This window comes from Caulobacter sp. NIBR2454 (assembly GCF_027474405.1).
GTDB lineage: Bacteria > Pseudomonadota > Alphaproteobacteria > Caulobacterales > Caulobacteraceae > Caulobacter.
In genome coordinates this window covers 1,448,197-1,463,276 of the sequence record NZ_CP114871.1, presented here as the reverse complement: position 1 = coordinate 1,463,276, position 15,080 = coordinate 1,448,197, and the positions used below count along the sequence as shown (strand labels likewise).

Annotated in this window: 11 protein-coding genes; 5 read left to right on the top strand and 6 right to left on the bottom strand. The window is 66.0% G+C overall.

Annotated elements, in window-relative coordinates:
• Positions 1–147 precede the first annotated feature (147 nt).
• Complete coding sequence (locus tag O5K31_RS07195; RefSeq protein WP_269716623.1) at positions 148–2,547, top strand: TonB-dependent receptor; 2,400 nt, start codon at positions 148–150, stop codon at positions 2,545–2,547.
• Positions 2,548–2,556: 9 nt separating this feature from the next.
• Here the strand turns inward: O5K31_RS07195 and ypfJ are convergent, their stop codons facing one another.
• The 3 genes from ypfJ to O5K31_RS07180 are packed head-to-tail and all read right to left on the bottom strand — an operon-like array spanning position 2,557 to position 4,442.
• Entirely contained in the window at positions 2,557–3,396 is an 840-nt protein-coding gene (gene ypfJ / locus O5K31_RS07190; RefSeq protein ID WP_269716622.1) for a KPN_02809 family neutral zinc metallopeptidase, read from the bottom strand.
• A 54-nt stretch (positions 3,397–3,450) separates the two neighbouring features.
• Positions 3,451–3,825: a hypothetical protein gene (locus O5K31_RS07185; protein WP_269716621.1), complete on the bottom strand. Its 375-nt coding sequence runs from the start codon at positions 3,823–3,825 to the stop codon at positions 3,451–3,453.
• Positions 3,826–3,881: 56 nt separating this feature from the next.
• Positions 3,882–4,442, bottom strand: coding sequence for a tetratricopeptide repeat protein (locus tag O5K31_RS07180; protein ID WP_269716620.1), 561 nt, complete (start codon positions 4,440–4,442; stop codon positions 3,882–3,884).
• A gap of 123 nt (positions 4,443–4,565) precedes the next feature.
• Here O5K31_RS07180 and O5K31_RS07175 point away from each other — a divergent pair, with 123 nt between their 5' ends.
• Both O5K31_RS07175 and O5K31_RS07170 read left to right on the top strand, forming a co-directional pair.
• Entirely contained in the window at positions 4,566–5,570 is a 1,005-nt protein-coding gene (locus O5K31_RS07175) for a D-cysteine desulfhydrase (protein ID WP_269716619.1), read from the top strand.
• Positions 5,567–6,223, top strand: coding sequence for an aspartate/glutamate racemase family protein (locus O5K31_RS07170; RefSeq protein WP_269716618.1), 657 nt, complete (start codon positions 5,567–5,569; stop codon positions 6,221–6,223). Before O5K31_RS07175 ends, O5K31_RS07170 begins: the two co-directional genes overlap by 4 nt.
• Here O5K31_RS07170 and O5K31_RS07165 read toward each other — a convergent pair.
• A complete protein-coding gene (locus O5K31_RS07165) occupies positions 6,220–6,468 on the bottom strand; it encodes a hypothetical protein (RefSeq protein ID WP_269716617.1) in 249 nt (82 codons plus the stop codon). The two genes, O5K31_RS07170 and O5K31_RS07165, sit on opposite strands and share 4 nt — an antisense overlap.
• A 159-nt stretch (positions 6,469–6,627) precedes the next feature.
• Between O5K31_RS07165 and O5K31_RS07160 the strand changes: the two genes are divergently transcribed.
• Together O5K31_RS07160 and O5K31_RS07155 are read left to right on the top strand one after the other, a co-directional pair.
• A complete protein-coding gene (locus tag O5K31_RS07160) occupies positions 6,628–8,853 on the top strand; it encodes a TonB-dependent receptor plug domain-containing protein (RefSeq protein WP_269716616.1) in 2,226 nt (741 codons plus the stop codon).
• Positions 8,853–9,890 (top strand): phytase, encoded by a 1,038-nt coding sequence (locus O5K31_RS07155; RefSeq protein ID WP_269716615.1) that lies wholly within the window; start codon positions 8,853–8,855, stop codon positions 9,888–9,890. Before O5K31_RS07160 ends, O5K31_RS07155 begins: the two co-directional genes overlap by 1 nt.
• Before the next feature lie 87 nt (positions 9,891–9,977).
• Here the strand turns inward: O5K31_RS07155 and ggt are convergent, their stop codons facing one another.
• Positions 9,978–11,714 carry a gamma-glutamyltransferase gene (ggt, locus tag O5K31_RS07150; protein ID WP_269716614.1) on the bottom strand — a complete coding sequence of 579 codons (1,737 nt, stop codon included), beginning with the start codon at positions 11,712–11,714 and terminating at the stop codon, positions 9,978–9,980.
• Positions 11,715–11,792: 78 nt separating this feature from the next.
• On the bottom strand, positions 11,793–14,819 hold the full coding sequence (locus O5K31_RS07145) for a TonB-dependent receptor plug domain-containing protein (RefSeq protein WP_269716613.1): 3,027 nt from the start codon (positions 14,817–14,819) through the stop codon (positions 11,793–11,795).
• Positions 14,820–15,080 lie beyond the last annotated feature (261 nt).

Here is a 15,080-nt window from a genome sequence, read left to right as displayed (position 1 = left end):
CTGTTCAGCGAAACGCACAAAATGCGGGCGCCCGGGGGTCTCGTCGACAGGTTTCGTGACGGTTGCGTGAGGAAACCGTGGGCCTGCGCATCGACGCATCACACCGTTCCCCCAACGCTCAAGTTTGAGCGAAAAGGGGAAGTTCGAATGAATTACCGTAAAGGCGCCACGCGCGCCGGCCTTCTTGCATCCATCAGCCTGTTGCCCGCCCTCGCCTCTTTCGGCGCCCAGGCTCAGGAGGTGGAGGAATTGATCGTCACCGGCACGCGCCGCAGCGCGACGGTCCAGGATTCGCCGATCAACATCACCGCCATCGGCGGCGCCGAGATCGAACAACAGGGCTTCAGCGACCTGACCGAGGCCCTGCGCTTCGTGCCCGGCGTGTTCACCATCGACGCGGGTCCGCGCCAGGGAAATCCGATCGTGGTGCGCGGGCTGAACGCCGCCCCGACCAGCTTCGGTGACGGCAACAACAGCGGCAATGGCACTGTCGCCACCTATGTGGGTGAAATCCCTCTCTTCATCGACCTGAAGCTCAATGACATGGAGCGGGTCGAGGTGCTGCTTGGCCCGCAGGGCACGCTATACGGCGCCGGCACCCTGGGCGGCGCGATCCGCTACATCCCAACGCGGCCGAAGTTCGGCGAGACCGGCATGTCGGTTCGCGGCGACGCCTATGGCTATTCGTCGGGCTCGAAGTCCAACATCGACGTGGGCACGACCTTCAACATCCCGGTCGGCGACAAGTTCGCGATCCGCGGGTCCGTGGACTGGATGGACGACCGGGGCTTCATCGACCAACCCTTCGTGGTCAACCGCGTCGGGGTGTCCGATCCCAACGATCTGACCGACGCCAATGTCAGCCGACGCAAGGACACCAATACCGAAAAGGCGCTGTCGGGGCGGCTGGGTCTGCGCTGGGCGCCGATCGAAGCGCTCGACGTCAACCTGACCTACTACTACCAGGACCAGCAGGTGGGCGGCCGCCAGGTCAGCAGCCGCCGCCTGGACAACATGCCCTACACCTTCGGCAAGTATGAATCCGCCTCGCGGGTGCTTGAGCCGAACCGCATCCGCAACGAGATGCTGGCGCTGGAGATCACCGCCGACCTGGGCTTTGCCGAACTGACCTCGGCCACGGGCCAGGCCATCTTCAAATCGGGCGGCCAGCGCGACCAGACCGACCTGCTGATCGGGCTGGAATACTCGTACGAGGCGTTCCCAGGCTTTAGCGCCTTCACGCGCGAGGAGGACCGCGAAGAGACATTCAACCAGGAAGTACGGCTGGTCTCCAAGTACGACAGCCCGCTGAGCTGGATTCTCGGCGGCTTCTATAACCGCTTCAAGACCAAGGGCTTCAGCAAGGAGTTCACCCCCGGCTACGACGTGTTCAACGGCGGCTCTCGCCCGGACTCGCTGGAGTACTACTCGCTAAGCCGCAGCGTGCAGACCGAGACGGCGGGCTATGGCGAGCTGTCCTACCAGATCACCCCGAAATGGCAGGTCACGGGCGGCGCGCGCTACTACCGCTACGAACTGGATTTCGAGACCGCTATCGATCTGCCGCTGTACTACACGGTGTTCGATGGTCGCGGCCCGGACTCCATCGTCCTGGATTGGGAGCCGGACGGTCAGGAGAACAAGGGCTGGCTGTTCAAGGCCAACACCTCCTACGATCTCAGCGACGACCTGAAGGTCTATTTCACCTATAGCGAAGGCAACCGGATCGGCGGCCCCAACGGCGTCGCCGCCTGCCCGACCCCGCTGCCGACCAGCCAGATCGTCTGCGCCCTGCCCAACGAGGCGCAGTTCGGTCCCGACCAGACCACCAACTTTGAGCTGGGTCTGCACAGCCAGTGGCTGGACAAGCGGCTGACCTTCAACGGCGCGCTCTACTACATCGAGTATAAGGATCCCCAGGTGAACGCCGCCACGGTGAACGGCCAGCAGCCGATCACCCGCAATGGCGGCAAGGCGGAGACCAAGGGCTTCGAGGTCAACTTCAACTGGCTGGCCACCGAGCGCTTCCGTCTGCGCGGCGCCTATTCCTACGCCGACGCCAAGTTCACCGAGACCACACCGAACCTGATCTCCTACATCGTGCCGCCGGGCTTCAACTCGACGATCGCGTACGAGGACGGGGAGGATGGCGACCGCCTGCCGGGTTCGCCCAAGCATCAGGGCAGCCTGTTCGCCAGCTATACCCAGCCGCTATCGAATGGCTGGGACCTGGAGTTCGGTTACGGCGTGACGGCGGCGGGCAATGTGCTGACGCGAACCGGCGGCAAGGGCGGCGGGATCACCCTGCCCTCCTATGATCTCCACAATGCGCAGGTGACGTTGCAGGGCGAGCAATGGAGCGCCTCGCTCTACGCCACCAACCTGTTCAACGAGTTCGCCGAGGTCAGCGCCCGCTCCACCCCGCTTTCGGCGCAGGTGGTAGAGAACGCCGACGGCGGGCCTGTCTATAGCCGCAGCTTCGGTACGGGCATTCTCGCCCCGCGGCGGATTGGCATCCGCTTCACCCGCTCGTTCGGCGGGGTCTAAACCATCGGTCTAGAGGCGTGCGGCGCTGAACGTGTCGCACGCCGCCGGATCGCCGCGCTCATAGCCACGCTGGAACCAGCGCATGCGCTGCTCCGCCGAGCCATGGGTGAAGGCGTCCGGCACGACCTGGCCCTGGGTGCGCTTCTGGATGGTGTCGTCGCCGACGGCGGACGCCGCCGAAAGGCCGCTCTGAATGTCCGCCGGGTCGATGCCGATGGCCCCGCCCGACGTCTCAGGCGCACGCGCCGCCCAGACGCCTGCATAGCAGTCGGCCTGAAGCTCCAGTCGCACCGAGCCGCTTTCCGCGCCCTTGCCGCCGGCCCGCTCCATCTGGCCCGTCAGGTTCTGGATGTGGTGGCCGATCTCGTGGGCGATGACATAGGCGCGCGCGAATTCGCCCTTGGCGCCGAACTGGGTTTCCAGCTCCTGCCAGAAGGACAGGTCTAGATAGACCCGCTGGTCGCGCGGACAATAGAACGGACCCATGGCCGACTGCCCCAAGCCGCAGCCGGTCGAGGTATTCTGTTCATAGAGAACGATGCTCTCGGGCGGGGTGTATTTCTCGCCACGCGCGGCGAACAACGGGGTCCAGACATCTTGGGCCGACGTCTCCACCACATCGACGAAGCGTCCAGCCTCGTCCTGCGGCGTCCCGTGCTCGCCCTCCTGCTGCGCCTGGGGCGCGAGCTGGTTGGCGGCGTTCATGGTGGTGCTGGGATCGATGCCAAAGAAGAAGTAGCCGGCCAGGGCCAGAAGCGCGGCGCCTATGCCGCCGCCCGCCACGCCCACGGGGCCGAGACCGCGCCGATCTTCAATATTGCCGCCCGTGCGACCGCCACCCCAACGCATGTCATCCCTCCGCTCAGCTTCAGCGGAACAACGCGGGTGAAGCGATACCGCTCCCTATTGCGGGCTGGCGGGCTTGATCGCGCGGATTCGAGCGTTTCCCTCGGCCAAGCTGCGGTCCTGCAGCTGGCGCAAGCGCTCGGCGTCGTTGGCCATCTGGGCGTCCAAGGGCGCGGGGATGACCGGCGGGCCATAGCTGGGCGCCGGGATCGCCGCGGTCGAGCGGCCGAACTGCAACGATTGCAACGCCTGGGCCGTGCGGGCGCGGTTCTCGGCGGCTAGCGCCTGGCGCTCCGTGGCAAGCAACTGCTGCCGGGCGATGTCTTGCTCAAGACGCAAGGCGTCCAGGCGCGCGGCCTCCGCCTCGAAGGTCTGGGCCGCGGCGGGAGCTGCGGCAAGCGCCGCGATGGCGATGAGCATGAGCGTCTTCATGGGCTTGCGTCCTCTTCCACCTCAACAGATGGGTACGCCGCCCGTTCCGAAGAGCCCTACCGTTTCCGCACCTGAAAGCGGGCCATCTCGGTCTTGGGCGCGTCCCAGGCCGGGGCTAGCTCCGACGCCCGGGCATAGTCACGATAGGCCGCATTGAGGTTCTGCAGCCCCTCGTGGGCGATGCCGCGATTGAAGAACGCCTTTTCCGGGGTCTCAACCTGCAAGGCCAGACCACGGTCGATCTCGGCGACGGCTTCGGCATAGCGTCCCTCGGCGATCAGGATCGCTGCCCGGTTGACCATGGCGTCGCCAAGCTGCGGCTGGAGAGCGAGGGCGTCGTCGAAGTCGCTGCGAGCCGAGGCGTAATCCTTGCGTCGCAGCTTGATAACCCCGCGATTGACGAGGGTGCCGGCGCGATCGGCCACCGGCAGAGCGTCCTCCCGCAGGGCGCGCTCGCATAGCTGCAGGGAATCAAAGTCGTCCAGACCGCCCATGGCGGCGCGCGAGCACGAGCCCGCGAGGGTCTGTCCGATCACAATAGTAGCGGCCTGTGATTTGCCCGCGATGGCGAAGGTCGCGAACGCAGCCGCGCCGACGATGGCGAAGGTCCTGAACATTGGCGTTTCCCTTAGATTTTTTGAAATCATGCGCCTTTTTCGCGAAATCATCAAAGCGGGACGGCTTTGGGCGCGGTTGGGAGCGTGATAGCTGGCTTACCGCTTCGCTTTCAGGGTCACGTCATGCATCTCGCCCGCTTCGCCCGCGCCCGTTTCGCTCATCTGCCGACGGCGCTGGAGCCCCTGCCCCGCCTGGGGGCGGACCTGGGGATCAAGCTGTGGGTCAAGCGCGACGACTGCACCGGCCTGGCGGGCGGCGGCAACAAGACCCGCAAGCTGGAATTCCTGCTCGGCGACGCCCTGGCCAAGGGCGCCGACACGCTGATCACCCAGGGCGCGGTGCAGTCCAACCACGTGCGCCAGACAGCCGCCGCCGCCGCGCGCCACGGTTTGCGCTGCGAAATCGTGCTGGAGGACCGCACGGGCTCGCGCAATGTCGACTATGTGGGTTCGGGCAATGTCCTGCTGGATCGTCTGCTCGGCGCCACCCTGCGGACAGTGCCGGCCGGATCGGACATGAATGGCGAGATGGCCAAGATCGCCGATGACCTGCGCGCCCAGGGCCGCACCCCTTATGTCATCCCGGGCGGCGGCTCCAACGCTATCGGCGCGCTCGGCTACGTGGACTGCGCGCTGGAGCTGGTGCGTCAGGCGGACGCCCAGGGCCTGAAGATCGACCGCATCGTCACCGCCACGGGCAGCGCCGGGACCCACGCGGGCCTTGTGGCCGGCTTGGCGGTCAGCGGCGCGGACATTCCGGTCCTCGGCATCGGGGTGCGGGCGCCTAAGGAGACCCAAGAGGCCAACGTCTTCAAGCTGGCGGTCGAAACCGCAACGCTGCTGGGGCGCTCCGAGGCGGTGAAGCGTGAGATGGTGGTCGCCGACTGCGACTATGTCGGTGCGGGCTATGGCCTGATCGACTATGGGGTGATCGATGCCCTGAAGCTGGCGGCGCGGACCGAGGCGCTGCTGCTTGACCCCGTCTATACCGGCAAGGGCATGAAGGGCCTGATCGCCCTCGCTCGCCTAGGCCGTTTCAAGGGCGAGAACGTCGTCTTCCTGCACACCGGCGGCGCGCAGGGCCTGTTCGGCTATCACACGGAGCTGGAGCCCGTGCTCGGCCAATGAGCAAGATCCTGGGCGTCATCGGCGGCATGGGCCCGGCCGCTACGGTGGATTTCCTGGCCAAGCTGCAGGCGGCGACGCCGGCGGCCCGGGACCAGGATCACGTCCGCGTCCTGATGGACATGAACCCCCAGGTCCCCGACCGCAACACCGGCGGCGAGGCCGGGCCAGTCCTGGGCGAGATGGCGGTCCGGCTGCGTGACGCCGGGGCCCAAGTCCTGGCCATGCCCTGCAACACCGCCCACGCTTACGCGCCCGACATCAAGGTCGCCGGCCTGCCGTTCATCGACATGATCAAGACCGCGGGCGAAGCGGCCAGCGCGGCCGGCGCGGCGCGACCTGGCGTCCTGGGCACGCCGTCCGCCCTGGCCCTCTATCGTGGACGTCTGGCCAGCATGGGGCTGGAGCCCGTTCTGCTGCATCCCGAGACCCAGGCTCGGTTCATGGAGCTGCTCTACCGCATCAAGGGCGGCGACCTCACCGTAGGGGGCGAAATGGCGGCCCTGGCGGGCGCCCTGATCGATGACGGCGCGGATGCGGTCATCGCAGGCTGTACGGAGGTCCCGCTGGTGATCGGCGCTCAGGACGTCGCCGTGCCGCTCATCGACGCGACCGAGGCCCTGGCCCGTCGCTGTGTCGAGGCCTGCCTGGCCTAGGCGGACGCAGCCTGGCGAAGGGGTTCGACGGGCGCGGCGCGCGCTGGGCCGCCTCGACCCATCGTCCAGTTGGACTGGACGCGCGTCGTGGGATTGGGCGCGCTCCAAATCTCGCCCGTATCGTCCATGACCACCACCCAGATCAGGTGATGCTCCTGGCCGTAGTCGATGACGGCGACGGCATAGCCCTTTCCCTTGCCTTCGACGGTCATGGGAATGGTCGGGTTGAGCTGGGTGAAGCACATGGGAGCGCACTCGGTTTGTGACAGCACCTGAACGGCGCCAAAAGCACAGCCGTTCCAAAGTCGCGCTCTCGACACAGGATCGTCACAGCAATGTGGCGCTGCTGTCATGGACATAGGTCATTTCCCGCTCCCGACGCGACACACGCAAAAGGGGCGATCATGTCACTCAACAATTCCCGTACGCGCGCCTGGCTGCTGGCGACGACGGCGGCTCTGTCCATCGCTGGCGCGGCGCGCGCCGAAGACGCCGCAGCTGACGCTGCGACGACGGTCGAGCAAGTGATCGTCACCGGCGACATCACCTTCCGCAACCGCACCAACGACGCCAATCCGGTGCTGTCCTACGACCTGGAATACTTCCAGCGCTTCGAGCCGGTCTCGGTCGGCGAGATGCTGAAACGGGTTCCGGGCGTGACCTTCACCTCGGACGTGCTTGAGTTCGACGGCGTGTCTATGCGCGGTCTGCCGCCGGGCTATACCCAAATCCTGATCAATGGCCGACGCGCCCCGGGCGGCGAGGCCGATCGCAGCTTCTTCGTTGATCGTATCCCGGCCGAGCTGGTCGAACGCATCGAAATCATCCGCTCCCCCCGCGCCGACCAGCCTAGCGAAGGCGTCGCCGGGTCGCTGAACGTCATCCTGAAGGAAGGCGCTCAGCTGGAAGGCGGCTTCGTGAAGGCCGGCGCCCTGATCAACGAGGACGGCAAGGTCCGTCCCTCGGGCGCCGTGGCCTATGCCGGCTCCAGCGGCGACACCAGCTTCTGGGGCGCTCTGAACTACCAGGGCCGCCGCAATCCGAAGAAGAAGACCAGCTGGCGCTATGACGGCAGCTTCAGCGATCTGGACAACATCGAACGCCAGGACGACACCCGCGACGGCGTCGACATCTCGGCCAATGCCGAACTGACCCAGCAATTCGAAACTGGTCGCCTGCGCCTCAGCGGTCTGGTGGTCGACACCGATCGTGACGAGGACGAAACCTCGCTGACCTACGTCGACGCCGGCGGCGGCTCGTTCACTGAGCTGGACGAGGCCGAGGTCCAGGCCGAGCGCATCTCGCAGCAGACCTATCAGTTCAGCGCCGACGGCAAGTTCGACGTCATGGGTGGCGTGCTCGACTTCAACCTCGGCTGGGCTGGCTATCGTGAAGATACGGGCGCCCGGGTCACCGCGGGCAGCGACCTGAATGACCTCGAACTGGATGAAGTCGTTCAGCTGGACATCGAGGACGACGAGTACGCTGGCGGCGCCGCCTACACCTGGGCCTTCTCGAACGCCAAGCTGAAAGCGGGTGTGGATTTGCTGCGCAAGAAGCGCAACGGCTCAGAAGTCGAGTTCGACATCGACGATGGCGAGGTGGGCGATCCCGATCCGGCGCCGGGCGCCATCTACACGATCGAGGAGACGCGGATCGATCCGTTCGTCCGCTACACCTTCACCCCGAACGAGAAGCTGACCATCGACGCCGGTCTGCGCGTCGAGAACACCGACCGGGACGTGACCAGCGATCTGGGCAAGGTCAACTACTCCAAGGCTGAGTGGAACCCCTCGCTCCACCTGTCCTACGCGCCCAACAGCACCGACCAGTTCCGCGCCTCGCTGGCCCGCACGGTCCGCCGGGCCGACTACAGCCTAATCGCGCCTTACCTAGCCGAGGAAGAGCCGACGGACGAGGATGATCTGCGCGGCAACCCGAACCTGACCAACGAGACCTCCTGGGGTCTGGACGTGGGTTATGAGCGCCGCCTGGGCGCCCAGGGCATCGTGGGCGTGAACGTGTTCTATCGTGACGTCAGCGATCTGATCGAACTGGTCGGCACCAACGAGGAATCCTCGTCGGGCGACGGCCGCATCTATGAGCCACGCAACATCGGTTCGGGTGAGACCTGGGGCCTGGAAGTCGACTTCTCGGCGCCGCTGACCGCGTTCGGCATGCCCGACACCGGCCTGTTCGCCAACTACACCTACATGGACAGCTCCGTTCAGGACCCCTTCACGGGCCAAGACCGCCGGTTCACCAACCAGCCGCACCACGTCTATAACGCCGGCTTCATCCACACCGTCCGCGACCTGGGCGTCAGCTTCGGCGCCAGCGTGTACAGCCGTTCGGCGGGCTACGAGTCGGCTCTCGATGAAACCATCAAGGTCGCCTATACCGCCGATATGGAAGCCTTCATCGAAAAGCGTATCGGCGACCGCGTCGTGGTTCGCCTCGCCGGCATGAACCTCCTCGACAAGAAAAAGAAGGAGACGTTCCGCAAGTATGACGGCGACTCCGTCGCGGAGATCCTTGAGAACCGGGCCAACGGGGACATCGACGAGGGCGAGCTGGAAAGCGAGCGCTCGGGCTCGCTGTACCAGGTGACCCTGCGGGTGGCGTTCTGATGCGCAATATCCTGCTGATAGCGGCCTCCGCCGCCGCCCTCGCCGCCTGCGCCACGGGTCCCGGCCCGGACAAGGTCGCGACGCCGAACGTGGCCATGGTCCGCGAGACCGATCCGGTGGCCTCGATCGACGACGCCGCCGACGATCCCGCCATCTGGCGCAACGCCGCCGATCCGGCCGCCAGCCTGATCGTCGCCACCGACAAGAAGGCCGGTCTGGTCACCTATGGCCTCGACGGCAAGCGCCGCGACTTCAAGCCGGCCGGGCGGGTCAACAATGTCGACCTGCGCGACGGCGTGACCATCAACGGGCAGCCCGGCGTGCTGGTCGTGGCGAGTGATCGCAACGACCCGCTGAGCGGGGCGCTAGCGCTGTTCAGCCTGGCTCCTAGCGGCATGCTGACGCCTTTGGGCAAGGTCGCCGGTCCCGCCGGCGAGGCCTATGGCGTCTGCATGTGGAAAGCGGCGGACCAGTCGGTCTTCGCCTTCCTTGTCATGAAGGACGGGACCATCGCCCAGATCGCGCTCGACGCATCCGGCGCGGCGCCGACGGGCAAGATCGTCCGCACCCTGAAGCTCGCGACCCAGTCCGAGGGCTGCGTGGCCGACGACCGGACCGGCAAGCTCTATGTGGGTGAAGAGGATGTCGGCGTCTGGCGTTTCGACGCCGCGCCGTCCGCGCCCGTCACCGCCACGCCGTTCGCCAAGGTCGATCGCGTCCAGCACTTCGCCGACGTCGAGGGCGTCGCCATCGCGCCGCAAGGCGAAGCCGGCGGCTTGCTGATCGCATCAAGCCAGGGCGACAACGCCTTCGCGGTCTACAAGCTGGAGGACGCCAGCTTCGTCGGGCGCTTCCGCATTGGCGGAGAAGGCTCGGAAAGCGTGCAGGAGACCGACGGTCTGGAGCTGATGCTCGGCGACTTCGGTCCCGACTTCCCCGGCGGTCTGTTCATCGCTCAGGACGGGGATAACCGCCCTGATCCGCAGAACTTCAAACTGACCTCCTGGGACCGCATCAAGGCCGCCCTGGGGCTGTGAGAATTCGGCTACGGATTCGGATACCAAAAACGGATAATTCGAAGACGACGAAGACGAAGGGCCGCCGGATCACCGGCGGCCCTTTTTCTATTTGACGCCGATCGCGATGGCGTCGGGTCGGCGGGTGTCCGCCGCACCGTAGAACAGCCCGTCCTCGACCAGTATCGACTGGGTGCTGCCCATGGTCATCGAGCGCGTAACCTTGTGACCCTTGGCCTCAAGCAGCGGCACGAGATCCTGCGGAATCCCCTCCTCCAGCTCCAGCGGGCCGTCTATGCCCGACTGGTTGATCCGAGGACGCATGGCGGCCTCTGCGATGTTGAGCTTGTGGTCGATCACATTGACCAGCAACTGGGCCATGGTGGCGATGATGTAGCCGCCGCCCGGCGTTCCGGTGACCAGCCAGGGTTTGTCGTCCTTGAACACGATCAGCGGGGTGATGGTCGACGACACCCGCTTGCCGGGCGCGGGACGGTTGGCCTCGTTCGTCTCGCCACGCGCGCCCCAGGCGAAGTTGCCCATGGAGTTGTTGAGCAGCACGCCCGTGCCCGGCGCGACCACGTGCGCCCCATAAGACGACGAGATCGTGTAGGTGTTGCTGACCGCGTTGCCCTCTGCGTCGGCCACCGAATAGTGGGTCGTGTCGGGGCTCTCGTACTTGTACGGATCGCCGACCTTGAAGGTTTCGGTGCTCAAGGACTTGTCCATGGAGATCAGCTTGGCGCGCTCTTGCGCATAGGCCTTGCTGGCCAGTCCAGCGACTGGCGTCTTCCACTGCGGTCCGCCGCCGACGAAGGCGCGGTCAGCCCAGCCGATCTTCAGGGCTTCGGACATCACGTGCATCGAGGCGGCGCTGTTCCAGCCGAGCTTTTGCATGTCGAAATGCTCAAGCACGTTCATCACGCCCGCCAGGGTCACGCCTGACGCCGTCGGCGGCATGTAGGCGATCTTCAGGTCGCGATAGCTGGACCAGATCGGGTCGGAGACATTCGCCTTGTAGGAGGCCAGATCCTCCATGGTCATGACGCCGCCATTGGCCTGCATGCCAGCGATGATCTTCTTGGCCACGGCGCCCTTGTAGAAGGCGTCCTGTCCGCCGTCGCGGATCTGGGCCAGGCTCCAGGCTAGGTCGGGCTGCTTGAACAACTCGCCGGGCTGATATGGCGAACCGTCTGCCTTGAAGAACGCCTGCTTGGCGCCGGGGTCGCGGGCCATCGCTTTCTGGCGGGCCGCGGTGGCCGAGGCTTCGTCGTCGCTGAGGATGACGCCGTCGCGGGCCAGCTTCACGGCCGGCTCGACCACCTTCTTCCAGGGCAGCTTGCCAAACCGACTGTGTGCGGCCCACAGGCCGGCGACCGTGCCGGGGGTCGAAACGCCCTTGAACGAGGCGGTCTTGTTGGGATCGGTGCGGCCGTTGGCGCCCAGCAGCAGGTCCGGCGTCGTGGCCTTGGGCGCCTCGCCGTAATACTCGATGGCGATGGTCTGGTTGGTCTTGGCCATGTGGACCAGCATGTAGCCGCCGCCGCCGATGTTGCCGGCACGCGGCAGGGTCACGGCCTCGGCGAAGCCGATGGCGACCGCTGCGTCCACGGCGTTGCCGCCCTGGCGCAGGATTTCGGCGCCGACCTTGGCGGCGAGGACGTTCTGGGCGACCACCATGCCCTGACGGCCGATGGTCGGATTGTGAATCTGGGCGTAGCCGACGATGTCGCCGCCAGAGGGCGCCTGGGCCATGACCGGCGAGAGGGCGGCGGATTGCAGCGCCAGCGCGGCGACGCCGGCCACGAGCATGCGGGCAGATAGGCCGAAACGACCAGGCTTCATGGGGTTCTCCCGGGTACGCGAAGCATTGAAACAAAAACTCCCGCCGGCTGAGCCGGCGGGAGCGATGCAGTTCTAGACTTAGAAGCTCTTGCGGACGCTGACGTACCAGTACCGGCTGTACGGGTTGTACAGCGAGCCCAGGTAGCCGTCGGACGACAGCGGGGGCTTCTCATCCGTAATGTTGCGGGCGCCGATGCGCAGGCGGGTGTTCTCCGCCAAGCCGCCCTCGAACTCGTATTGAGCGTAGAGGTTGGCGGTGACCGTCGAGTCGACGACCCACGGCGCGCCTGCGGAATCCAGCAGATCGGTGTCGTTGACGTCGTCGATGTACTGGGTGAAGGCGCCGACGGTGATCTGGTTGTAACGCCAGGTCGCCGAGGCCGACAGTTTCCATTCCGGCTTGCCGCGACGGCTGAGCAGATCGCCGCCGCCCGTCAGGGAGGTGCCGGCGTTGATCTGGCCAGCCGCACGGGCGTCCAGCAGGGCCGCCACGTCCGGCGACGGGCTTTGATAGAACTTGATCAGATGGGCGGCGTTGAAGTTGACGTCGAAGTCGCCGAACTGCGTGCCGTACAGGCGCCACATGACCCCGATGTCGAGGCCGCGGGCTTCCTGCGGCAGCAGGTTCACGTACTGGTCCTGAACGCCCAGAACCTGACCGACCGGAGCCAGACCCGAACCCGCGAAGGCGGCCACGTCATCGGCCGTCGGGGCGGCGCGCAGGACGTTCGGGTTGGACTGGCCTTGCGTGCGCAGCAGGTAGTCGAGGACCAGGGCGTTGTTGCCGCCGAATAGGCCCACGATGCCTTCTTGCTTGATGCGCCAGTAGTCGGCGGTCACGGTGAAGCGACCCAGTTCCGAGGGGATGAAGCGCGGTTCGAAGACGACGCCGACGCTGGTGTTCTCGGACTCTTCCGGCTTCAGGTTCTGGTTGCCCGAGCGCAGCTCCGCCGTGGTGCTTGAACGTGCGCAGTTGGCGAAGCTGGTGATCCGACCCACGCGCAGATCCGCCTCACAGCGGGTCCAGTCGGTGCGGGAGTTGGAGCGTGTCACCAGTGTGGCGTTCACCTGCTCCAGGTTCGGGGCCTTGAAGCCTTGAGCCCAAGAGCCGCGGAAACGCAGGCCGTCGAACACGTCCCAGGCCACGGCCACCTTCGGCTTGGCGACATCGCCCACGTCCGAGAAGTGTTCGTAGCGTCCGGCCAGCTGCATCTCGATGCTGCGGACCAGCGGGATGTTCATTTCCGGCGAGATCACCGGCACGGCGAATTCCAGATAGGCCGACGCCACTTCGCGCGAACCCTTGGTGTCCGGCGACGGCGACGTGCCGATCAGGTCGCTGTCATATGTGATGTTGGTGATCGGGTTGGTGAACTTGGTCGTGCCGTCGACGCGGGCGTCGCGGTCGTCCTTTTGCGTCTCGCGACGCACTTCCACGCCCGCGGCCATGCCGAGGTCGCCGCCCGGCAGGGCGAACAGGTCGGCCTTGGAGACCTTGAAGTCCCACAGGGCCAGGGTGCTCTTGCTGTTCCGCTCGCTCTTGACGCGGATCGCGTCGATGGCGGCTTGGCTGCTCGGCGTGCTGTCGCCCACGCTCGGCGTTCCAAAGTCGGCGCCGTTGAACGGGTTGTAGGCGTCAGGCGTCGAAAGGCTCAGCTGACGCTGAACCAGGGTGGCGCTGAGGCCGTCGGAGACGTCCTCGACCTTGGCGGCCGAATAGAGAACCGCCGTCTCCCAGTTGAAGCCGTACTTCTCGCCCTTCAGGCCGACCAGATAGCGGTCCTGGGCGTTGGCGACTTCCACCAGCGAACGACCGGCGTCCACGAAGTTGTAGGTCGTCAGGGTGACGCCCACGCCGGCGGCCGGGGCGTCGATGCCCGACAGGCGGCCCGGCAGGCCGACGGCGCCAAACGGGTTGTAGTAGTTGGAACCCGGCGCGGTCATGACCTGGGCGGTCGTGGTGTAGATCGGGCTCTGCCAGGCTTCGGTGTCGGCGCGGTAGAGGCCCAGTTCACCGAAAGCGGTCACGCCTTCGGTCAGCTCATAATTGCCGGTGACGAACAGGTTGGTCCGTTTCAGCGACGGCATGACCGAGGTGCCGGAGGCGCCCGTGTCATAGCGCAGGTCGCGCTCGGCGCCGGCGGTGGCCAACGCGGCGTCGTCGATGCAGGCCTGGCCGGTGACGTTGGCAAGGCAGCCGGCGTAGTTGGTCGGCTGGATGTGGAAGGCGCCGGCGGCGCTGGTCAGCAGGGCGCCGTTGCGGCGAACCGCCGAGCGGGCCGTGAAGTTGCCCCAGGCGGTCTGAGTGGCGCGGCTGTCGAGGCTGGCGGCGCCATCAAAGCGCGTGCCGGCGAACAGCGGACGACGATCCGACGACGAGGTGAAGCTCTGGTCCGTCGAGCGGAGTTCCGAGCGCTTGTCGTAGGTGAAGAAGGTGGTGATGTTGCCGCGGTCGAAGTTGTGACCGACCAAGGCGGTGAAGTTGTACTCCTCCATGTTGGTGCCTTCGGCCTCGCCGTAGCTGGCCTCGACCTCGGCGCCGTCATAATTGTCTTGGAGGACGGTGTTGACCACGCCGGCCACGGCGTCGGAGCCATAGAGAGCGGCGGCGCCGTCACGCAGCACTTCCAGGCGCTTGAGGCCCGAAGTGGGGATGGCGTTGGTGTTGTAGGTGATGGTCGGCACAAGGCTGGCGCCGTCGGCCTGGCTGGTGGGGTGGGCCACGACGCGGCGACCGTTCAGCAGGACCAGGGTGTTGCCCGAGCCCAGGTTGCGCAGGTTCACCGAACCGATGTCGCCGCGCGCCGAGTTGGACGAGTTGGGCAGGTAGGACGAGTTGTAGTTCACGTCGCCCATCTGCGGGATGGCGCGGAATAGTTCATCGCCCGACGAGGCGCTGATGGCGTCCAGTTCCTGCTGGCCGACCACGGTGACCGGCAGTGCGGCCGTGACCTTGGAACCTTCGATGCGGGTGCCGACGACGATGATCTCTTCGACGGCGGCGTCTTCGCTGGCGTCCTGAGCCCAGGCCTGACCGGCCAGGACGGCGACGCTGAGCGCCGTGCTCATGAGCAGGAGCGAGCGCCCTTTACGGTTGATGTTCATAATATCCCCTCGACTTGTTTTTTTACGCTTTGAGCCACCAGCCTCGCCTTTCGACGAAACCGGTCATCACCACGTCATCAATAGGGACGCAGGACTCGGGCCATGCCTCAGGGTGCGTGGTGAACATTCCCCCAAGTCGAACACCGGTCGTTTCTCACTGCGGCTTTTGTGTCACTATTCTTGCGCCCGCAGCAAGAAACGCTTTGCGCTCAACAACCTGAAATTGAATCGCCAGCCTTCCCCTTAGAAGGTGGGCAGGCG

What these genes read in the sequence shown, in the direction of transcription:
- O5K31_RS07165 (WP_269716617.1), bottom strand. Translation starts at nt 6,468, where the DNA reads ATGTGCTTCACCCAGCTCAACCCGACCATTCCCATGACCGTCGAAGGC.
- O5K31_RS07180 (WP_269716620.1), bottom strand. Translation starts at nt 4,442, where the DNA reads ATGTTCAGGACCTTCGCCATCGTCGGCGCGGCTGCGTTCGCGACCTTC.
- ggt (WP_269716614.1), bottom strand. Translation starts at nt 11,714, where the DNA reads ATGAAGCCTGGTCGTTTCGGCCTATCTGCCCGCATGCTCGTGGCCGGC.
- ypfJ (WP_269716622.1), bottom strand. Translation starts at nt 3,396, where the DNA reads ATGCGTTGGGGTGGCGGTCGCACGGGCGGCAATATTGAAGATCGGCGC.
- O5K31_RS07170 (WP_269716618.1), top strand. Translation starts at nt 5,567, where the DNA reads ATGAGCAAGATCCTGGGCGTCATCGGCGGCATGGGCCCGGCCGCTACG.
- O5K31_RS07175 (WP_269716619.1), top strand. Translation starts at nt 4,566, where the DNA reads ATGCATCTCGCCCGCTTCGCCCGCGCCCGTTTCGCTCATCTGCCGACG.
- O5K31_RS07185 (WP_269716621.1), bottom strand. Translation starts at nt 3,825, where the DNA reads ATGAAGACGCTCATGCTCATCGCCATCGCGGCGCTTGCCGCAGCTCCC.
- O5K31_RS07195 (WP_269716623.1), top strand. Translation starts at nt 148, where the DNA reads ATGAATTACCGTAAAGGCGCCACGCGCGCCGGCCTTCTTGCATCCATC.
- O5K31_RS07155 (WP_269716615.1), top strand. Translation starts at nt 8,853, where the DNA reads ATGCGCAATATCCTGCTGATAGCGGCCTCCGCCGCCGCCCTCGCCGCC.
- O5K31_RS07145 (WP_269716613.1), bottom strand. Translation starts at nt 14,819, where the DNA reads ATGAACATCAACCGTAAAGGGCGCTCGCTCCTGCTCATGAGCACGGCG.
- O5K31_RS07160 (WP_269716616.1), top strand. Translation starts at nt 6,628, where the DNA reads ATGTCACTCAACAATTCCCGTACGCGCGCCTGGCTGCTGGCGACGACG.